Here is a 7,901-nt window from a genome sequence, read left to right on the forward strand (position 1 = left end):
ACTCATCACTATAGACGGCGATCAATGACCCCGAAAGATCCATGACACCCCGATCACGGCCTTGGTGAAGCCTTGTCTTAGACGGCCCATGCGACCGGTATCCGCACTCGAGTCTGGGTCTGCTCGCCTGAGCGACATCATGCCGATGGCCTGCCGAGGATGACTCGCGTAGGGTATGATCCTGAATGCAGCGCCTGGTTGTCAGGCCGCTCGGATGTTACCGGCAACCCAGGACTCGATCATGACCACGGCCCCGATGTATCTTCGCGACTGGCGTGCCTGGCAGCCGGCCGGACAGCAACATGGCCCTACCGTCAGCGACCCGCGTCTTTCGACGGTCGAACGCCCCGGCGGGCAGTCGCTGCCGGCCATGCTGCGCCGGCGGCTCAATGGTCTGGGGCGCGCGGTCTGCGACATGCTCGCCGAGCTCGACCCCAAGGGCACGGCGCTATTGATTCATGCATCCCGACACGGTGACGGTGAACGCACTCTGGAGCTGCTTTATGCTCTGGCCGCAGGCGACGTACTGTCGCCGGCGCGCTTTGGCATGTCGGTACACAACGCCATCCTCGGCGTGCATTCGATCGCCAGCGGCAATCGCCGCTCGCTGCAGGCGCTGGCCGCCAGCGGCGACGAACTCGCTGCCCTGTTCAGCGAGGCGCGCGGTTATCTGGCCGAAGGCGAAGCGCGAGTCATCGCCGTGTTCAGCGATGCCCCGGTGCCGGCGCGCTTTGTCGAACACGCCCCGCCCAGCCGCGGCACGGCCGCCGTGGCGCTGGTTTTCACGGCCGATCGTGGACGTCGCGTGCGCAGCGAACCGGCCACCGACACCAACATCGGTGCTCACGGCGCGCCGCAGCCGGTCGACGTCATCGACTGGCTGGCCTGCGGAGCGCCGCTTCTGAGCCCTCGGCGCGGCCTCGCATGGCAGCTCGACGACTGATGTCCATTCAGGCACAGCCCGGCACCTGGCGATTGTCTCGACTATGGCGCGGCGTCGGCACTGCGCTGGGCTTTATCGCGTTCGGCCTGTGCGCATTGATCATCGGCTGGCTGCTGGCGCCGCCGATCCGACTTGCCTCGCGCCACCCGCATAGCGCCCAGCGCCGCGTGCGCCGGCTCGTGCGTCTTGCCTGCCACGGTCTCATCAAGGCGTTGCGCCGGCTCGGCGTGATCGACGTACGAGTCGACCACAGCGAGCGCCTCGATATGCCCGGACGGCTGCTGCTGGCCAACCACCCCTCGTTGATCGATGCGCTGTTCTTGCTGGCGTCGGTTCCCGACGCCTGCTGCATCGTCAAGGGCCAACTGGCCGCCAACCCGATCCTGCGCCGGGTGATCCTGGCGGCCGGCTATATCACTACCTGCGAACCGCGCACGGTGATCGGTGCAGCCCGCCGCGTCCTCGCCACAGGCCAGCCATTGCTGGTGTTCCCCGAGGGCACCCGCTCGCTGCCCGGCCGGCCCGTCCGGCTACAGCGCGGTGCAGGGGCGATCGCCCTGGCCAGCGGCGCCTGGATCACCCCGGTGCGTATTCGCTGCGCCCCGACCACCCTGACCAAGGGCGAAGCATGGTATCGTGTGCCGCCGAGCCGCCCCTGTTTTCATATCGAGATCGGCGCCCCCTTGGCGCCGCTCGCTGGCGTTGACGCCTCACGACAGACCGCTCGCGACCTGACGCGGCGCCTGGAAGATTATTTCAACAGCCCCCCATGGGAAGAGGGACTCACCGATGACCACCGAGCTGGAACGCGAACTCAAGCACTTGATCATCGACACCCTGGAACTGGAAGACGTCACGCCGGATGACATCGACCCGGACGAGGCGCTGTTCGTCGAGGGGCTGGGGCTGGATTCCATCGATGCCCTCGAGCTCGGCCTGGCCCTGCAGAAGCGCTACGGCATCCAGCTCGAGGCCGACAGCGAGGACACTCGCCAGCATTTCGCCAACCTTCACAGTCTGGCTGCGCTGGTCGAGGCACGCCGCGTCAAGTAACCAATCAGGCAACCCGACAAGTCCGCAGCGAAGCACGCACCGATGGCCGCGACGAACACGCCCCTCAGCAAATCCACCGCCGGGCCGAGCGCCCTGCTCAACCTGCTGCTCGGCACCCTGGCGCTGGGCTGGCCCTGGCTGTCGGGGCTGCTCGCCGAGCGCGCCGGCGGCTGGGCATTGCTGACGCTGGTTGCCGGGCTGGCCTGCTGGCGGCTGCCAACGGGTTATCGACGCTGGGGCGGCGTGGTGCTGATCCCCGCCGCGCTGCTGGCGCTGGCCGGTCACGCCGCGCTTACCGTGCTGCTCTGGCCGGTGGTGATCAACGTCGCGCTGCTCGGCGTGTTCGCTTGGTCGCTGACCCATCCACCCAGCGTCATCGAGCGCCTGGCGCGCCGCGAACAGCCCGACCTTCCCGCCAGCGGGGTACGCTACACGCGCCGCGTGACCCAGGTCTGGTGCGGTTTCTTCGCCATCAACGCCAGCCTCGCCCTGGCCACGGTGATCCACGGCGATCGCGCCCTGTGGACGCTCTACAACGGCGGCGTCGCCTATGCCGCGATGGCGCTGCTGTTCGCCGGCGATTGGTGCCTGCGTCAACGCCTCAAGAAGAACAGCGCCTCATGACCGCATCCCCGCTACTCTCGGCGCCCTGGCGCGCCAGCGAGCCAGGGCGCCGCGTCGGCTGGCGTGCCGGGTGCACAGCGTCCGAAACCGCGTCGCGCGTCGTGACGCTCGGCGAATTCCAGCAACGCATCGGCGCCTGGCAGGCTTGCCTCGATGCCATCGCCGAACCCGGCCAGCACTGGTCGCTCTACGCCCGCGCGCCGCTGGAGTTCGCCGCCGCGCTGATCGCCCTGTGGGAGCGCGGCGACAGCGCGCTGCTGCCCGCCGACGACCGCCCCGAGACACTCGCCGCGACCGATCGCCTGACCCGCGCCCGGCTCGGCGACGTCGCCGGTGGCCATGCACCCGCCTTGCCCGGCCGGGCGCCGCGCTGGGGCCGGCTCGGCCCCGAGCGGCTCGCGCTGACGCTGTACACCTCAGGCTCGAGCGGCGAGCCCCAGCGGCTGGACAAGCGCTTCGCCCAGCTCGACGCCGAACTGGCCACCCACCAGGCGCTCTGGCCGCTCGGCGGACGGCTGGTGATCAGCCAGGTCAGCCACCAGCACATCTACGGGCTGTTGTTCGCTGTATTGCGACCGCTCTGCGAAGGCGCGCCGCTGGCCGACACCACCTGCCGCTACCCCGAGACGCTGCATGCCTGGCTGGCGGCACTGGCCGCCGCGAAGAATACCGATGCGGCCCCCGACGAGGCGGTGCTGATCAGCGCCCCGCCGCCGCTGGAGCGGCTGCCCGAGAGCATCGACTGGCCGGCGGTGCGCGCACGGCTGGCCTACGTCCACTCCTCCAGCGCACCGCTGCCCGACGCGGCCAGCGCCCGGGCCCGCGCGCTGCTCGACGCGCCGGTGCTGGAAATCTACGGCAGTTCGGAGACCGGCGGCATCGCCTGGCGCGACCAGCACCACGGCGAGCGCTGGACGCCGCTGCCGGGCATCGCGGTCCGTGCCGATGAGCGAAGCCAGCTGTGGCTGCGCTCGCCGTTCATCGCCGCCCGCGACTGGCAGCGCCAGGCCGACCGCATCGAGCCCGGCGACAACGGCTTTCAGCTGCTGGGACGTAGCGACCGCATCGCCAAGGTCGGCGGCAAGCGGGTCTCGCTGACCGCCATGGACCGGGCGCTCGCCGCGGACCCGCGGGTGCGCGAGGTACGCACCGTGGCCCTTACGCAGCATGCCACCCGGCTCGGCGCGATCGTGCGCCTCGACGCGGTCGACCTGCCGCATGAGCACACCGCGCGACGCACGCTGATCGCCAGTCTGCGCAGCCGGCTGCTGGCCGGCTACGAGCCGACGGTGGTCCCGCGTTACTGGCGCTTCGTCGCCCACTGGCCGAGCAACGCCCAGGGCAAGCTCACCGCGGCGCTGGTCTCGCGACTATTTCGTGATCTCGACGACCGCCGCCAGCCGCGCTGGCTGGGGGCCATCGACAGCGGCGAGGGGCGCTGTCTGATCGATTTCGAAGTCCCCGAACGGCTAGTCTTTCTCGACGGTCACTTTCCCGGCCAGCCGGTGGTGCCGGGCGTGGTGCTGGTGCAGTGGGCCTGTCAGCTGGCCCGCGAGCAGTTCGCGCTCGCCGCGCCCTTTCAGGGCCTCGAGCGGGTCAAGTTCCCGCTGTTGCTGCTGCCCGGCGAACGCGCGCGACTGACGCTGAGCCTGGACACTGCCGGTGGCGGCGACCGGCAATCGCTGGGTTTCAGCGTCGATAGCGCGCGCGGCCGCCACGCCAGCGGGCGGGTGGCGTTCGCCGCCGAGCGCGCGACGGAGGTGGACGATGGCTGACGCGGCCAATCCCTGCGTGCTGATCCCGGTCTACAACCATGCCGGGGCGATCGCCGCGACCTGCGCAGGCGTGCGCCAGCTAGGCATCCCGCTGCTGCTGGTCGACGACGGCAGCGATGCCGCGTGCGCGGCACTGCTCGAGCGCCTGGCCGAGGCCGACGATGTCAGCCTGGTGCGCCTGCCTGTCAATCGCGGCAAGGGCGCGGCGGTCAAGGCCGGGCTGCGCGAAGCCGCCCGGCGGGGCTTCAGCCACGCCCTGCAGGTCGACGCCGACGGCCAGCACGAGGCGGCCGATCTGCCGGCGTTCCTTCAAGACCTCGACGGCGCCGATCAGCGCCTGCGCATCGGCTACCCGCGCTTCGACGCCAGCGTGCCCCCTCACCGCTACTATGCGCGCTACCTGACCCACGCGCTGGTGTGGCTGAACACCCTGTCGTTCACGCTGCGCGATACCATGTGCGGCGCCAAGCTGTTCCCCGTCGCCGCGACCCTGCGGCTGGTCGAGACCCACGGCTGCGGCGAACGCATGCAATTCGACACCGAACTGCCGGTGCGCTGGCTGTGGGCCGGCGGCGAGGTGATCAACCTGCCGGTTCGCGTACACTACCCCCTGGATGGCGTGTCGCACTTCGCCATGGCCCGCGATAACGTCCTGCTGACGCTGATGCATCTCAGGCTGTTCGCCGGCATGCTGATCCGCCTGCCGCGGCTGCTGGGGCGGCGCCTGACGCAACGGAGGAAACCCACGTGAGTGCCACTCAAGAGGCGCCGCGACAGCACTGGGCGCGCATTCAGGAATCGGGCAGCGTCACCGGCATGCGGATCATGGTCTGGATCCGCCGCCGGCTGGGTCGGCTGCCGTTCACCTTCATTCTGCAGTGGGTGATCCTCTACTATTTCATTCGCCACCCGCTGGCGCGGCGCGCCTCGCGCGACTACCTGATGCGCATCTGGCCGCAGCATGCCGGGCATCCGCCGCGCTGGCCTCAGCGTCTGGTGCTGCGTCACTTCCAGGTCTTCGGTCAGTCGTTGATGGACAAGGTCGACGCCTGGAGCGGCATGCCGCTCGACGTGCGCCTCGACGCCGCCGATCGCGCCTGCCTCGACGCCGCCATCACCGGCGGGCGCGGCGGGCTGATGCTGGTCTCGCACCACGGCAACCTGGAAATCTGCAGCGCGATGAGCGACACCCGTGACGACTTTCACGTCTCGCAGCTGATGCACACCCGCAACGCCCGGAAATTCAATGCCCTGATGGAGCGCGCCACGCAGCAAAGCGGCCCCGAGATCGTCGAGGTCAGCGAGATCACCCCGGCCACCGCCATGCGCCTGGCGCAACGCATCAACGACGGCGGCTTCGTGGTGATCGCCGCCGACCGGGTGCCGCTCGCCGAGAACGGCCGGACCCGCGATCTCGAGTTCCTCGGCGCCACGGCGCCGTTTCCCGAAGGCCCGTTCTGGTTGGCGACGCTGCTGCGTTGCCCGCTCTATACCCTGGGCTGCGTGCGCGAGGGCGATCATCACCGGGTGCGCTTTCAGCCGTTCGACGACACCACGCACCTGAAGCGTGCCGAACGCGAGGCGTGGCGCGAAGCCGCCATGCGCCGCTATGTCGGCTGGCTCGGCGAGCAGTGCCGCGAGTATCCCTTGCAATGGTTCAACTTCTTTCCCTACTGGCATGCCGATGAGCGCTGAGAACCCCGACAACCCGACCCTGGTGCTCGACGGCACGCCGCTGGCCATCGAGGATGTCTGCCGCGTCGCCCGTGGCCAGGCGCACGTGCGCCTGGCCGCAGACGCCGCGTTCCGGGCGCGCATCGAGGCCGGCCCGGCCTTTCTCGAACGGCTGCTCGCCGAGGACGGCGTGGTCTACGGCGTGACCACCGGCTACGGCGACGCCTGCACCCGTGCGGTGCCCGCCGAGCAGCTCGCCGCGCTGCCCCATCAGTTGTACACCTTTCATGGCTGCGGGCTGGGCGAGCTGCTCGACGTCGAGGCCGCCCGCGCGGTGGTGCTGGTGCGCCTGGTATCGCTGTGTCGCGGCGTCTCGGGGGTCAGCTGGGAATTGCTCGAACGGCTGGCCTGGCTGCTCGAGCACGACGTCGTGCCGGTGATTCCCAGCGAAGGCTCGGTGGGCGCCAGCGGCGATCTCACCCCGTTGTCGTATCTCGCTGCGGTGCTCTGCGGCGAGCGCGAGGTCTACGACCATGGCCGCCGGCGCGCGGCGGCGGAGGCGCTCGCCGAGCGCGGCCTCGCGCCCTACCGGCTGCGCCCCAAGGAAGGCCTGGCGCTGATGAACGGCACCGCGGTGATGACCGCACTGGCCTGCCAGGCCTACGCCCGCGGCGAGCGCCTCTCAAGGCTCGCCACGCGCCTGACGGCGCTCAACGTCTGGGCGCTGGCCGGCAATCCCTATCACTTCGACGCCACGCTGTTCGCCGCCAAGCCGCATCCCGGTCAGCAACGCTGCGCCGCGCGGCTACGCGGCGACCTGGCCACCCAGGACGCGCAGCCGCCGCGCAACGCCTCGCGCCTGCAGGATCGCTATTCCACACGCTGCGCGCCGCACGTGATCGGTGTGCTCGAAGACAGCCTCGACTGGCTGCGCGACTTCATCGAGGGCGAGCTCAACAGCGCCAACGACAATCCGCTGATCGACCCGCTCGGCGAGACAGTGATGCATGGCGGACACTTCTACGGCGGCCACATTGCCTTCGCCATGGACTCGCTGAAGACGCTGGTCGCCAATATCGCCGATCTGCTCGACCGTCAGCTCGCGCTGCTGGTCGACGAGCGCTACAACCATGGCCTGCCGGCCAACCTGAGCGGCGCCAGTGCCGAGCGCGCACCGCTCAACCATGGCTACAAGGCGCTGCAGATCGGCGTCTCGGCGTGGACCGCCGAGGCCCTCAAGCACACCCTGCCGGCCAGCGTGTTCTCGCGCTCCACCGAGAGCCACAACCAGGACAAGGTGAGCATGGGCACCATCGCCGCCCGCGATGCGCTGCGTGTGCTGACTCTCGCCGAACAGGCCGCCGCCGGCGTGCTGCACGCCGCCTGTCAGGGCGTCGAGTTGCGCCAGATTCAGGCCGGCCCACCGCCGCCGGCGCTCGCCGGCTTCGTCGCCGTGTGCCGCACGCGCATCGCCCCGCTCGGCGAAGACCGCGCGCTGGACAGCGAGCTGCGCCGGCTGTGCGCCGAGCTCGAGACGCTCGCCGCGCCGCTGTACCAGTAAGCAAGAGAGTGTTTTACAAAACAGGCGAGCGAAGGCAAGACAAGGCAAACTCAGACGAAATAGCGGAGTTTACATGGGGTTAAATGAGCATGTTGAGGATGATTTTAACGCCGTATTGGCGAGCGCAGCCCTTTTGTAAACGCCCTCTAATACTACAGTCGTAACTGAATAAGCTACAATGCATGTGGTTGATATGGAAGCGATCACAGGGTGAAGGATGCAAGAACTGGATCTCTCTGTCTCAGCATTGTTGGATGACCTGGCAGATCGG

8 protein-coding genes are annotated in these 7,901 nt (G+C 69.2%); all 8 read left to right on the forward strand.

What is annotated here, in order from left to right; translation table 11 throughout:
- Positions 1 to 241: 241 nt before the first annotated feature.
- Genes K7I12_RS14145 through K7I12_RS14180 form a run of 8 tightly spaced genes read left to right on the forward strand, consistent with a single transcriptional unit; the run spans position 242 to position 7,630 of the window.
- Positions 242 to 943, forward strand: a complete 702-nt coding sequence (locus K7I12_RS14145) for a beta-ketoacyl synthase chain length factor (RefSeq protein WP_231664488.1) — start codon at positions 242 to 244, stop codon at positions 941 to 943.
- Positions 943 to 1,809: a lysophospholipid acyltransferase family protein gene (locus tag K7I12_RS14150; RefSeq protein ID WP_231664489.1), complete on the forward strand. Its 867-nt coding sequence runs from the start codon at positions 943 to 945 to the stop codon at positions 1,807 to 1,809. The genes K7I12_RS14145 and K7I12_RS14150 overlap by 1 nt, the downstream gene beginning before the upstream one ends.
- On the forward strand, positions 1,733 to 1,996 hold the full coding sequence (locus K7I12_RS14155) for a phosphopantetheine-binding protein (protein WP_031382721.1): 264 nt from the start codon (positions 1,733 to 1,735) through the stop codon (positions 1,994 to 1,996). Before K7I12_RS14150 ends, K7I12_RS14155 begins: the two co-directional genes overlap by 77 nt.
- A 42-nt stretch (positions 1,997 to 2,038) precedes the next feature.
- Positions 2,039 to 2,620, forward strand: coding sequence for a hypothetical protein (locus K7I12_RS14160; RefSeq protein ID WP_035575110.1), 582 nt, complete (start codon positions 2,039 to 2,041; stop codon positions 2,618 to 2,620).
- Positions 2,617 to 4,395 carry an AMP-binding protein gene (locus tag K7I12_RS14165; RefSeq protein WP_231664490.1) on the forward strand — a complete coding sequence of 593 codons (1,779 nt, stop codon included), beginning with the start codon at positions 2,617 to 2,619 and terminating at the stop codon, positions 4,393 to 4,395. Before K7I12_RS14160 ends, K7I12_RS14165 begins: the two co-directional genes overlap by 4 nt.
- On the forward strand, positions 4,388 to 5,146 hold the full coding sequence (locus K7I12_RS14170) for a glycosyltransferase family 2 protein (protein ID WP_231664491.1): 759 nt from the start codon (positions 4,388 to 4,390) through the stop codon (positions 5,144 to 5,146). Before K7I12_RS14165 ends, K7I12_RS14170 begins: the two co-directional genes overlap by 8 nt.
- On the forward strand, positions 5,143 to 6,090 hold the full coding sequence (locus K7I12_RS14175) for an LpxL/LpxP family acyltransferase (RefSeq protein ID WP_231664492.1): 948 nt from the start codon (positions 5,143 to 5,145) through the stop codon (positions 6,088 to 6,090). The genes K7I12_RS14170 and K7I12_RS14175 overlap by 4 nt, the downstream gene beginning before the upstream one ends.
- Positions 6,080 to 7,630 (forward strand): HAL/PAL/TAL family ammonia-lyase, encoded by a 1,551-nt coding sequence (locus K7I12_RS14180; protein WP_231664493.1) that lies wholly within the window; start codon positions 6,080 to 6,082, stop codon positions 7,628 to 7,630. Before K7I12_RS14175 ends, K7I12_RS14180 begins: the two co-directional genes overlap by 11 nt.
- The last annotated feature ends 271 nt before the right edge of the window (positions 7,631 to 7,901 follow it).

Origin of the sequence: Halomonas sp. IOP_31 (assembly GCF_021151495.1) — a bacterium.
In the GTDB taxonomy this organism is placed as follows: Bacteria; Pseudomonadota; Gammaproteobacteria; order Pseudomonadales; family Halomonadaceae; genus Modicisalibacter; species Modicisalibacter zincidurans.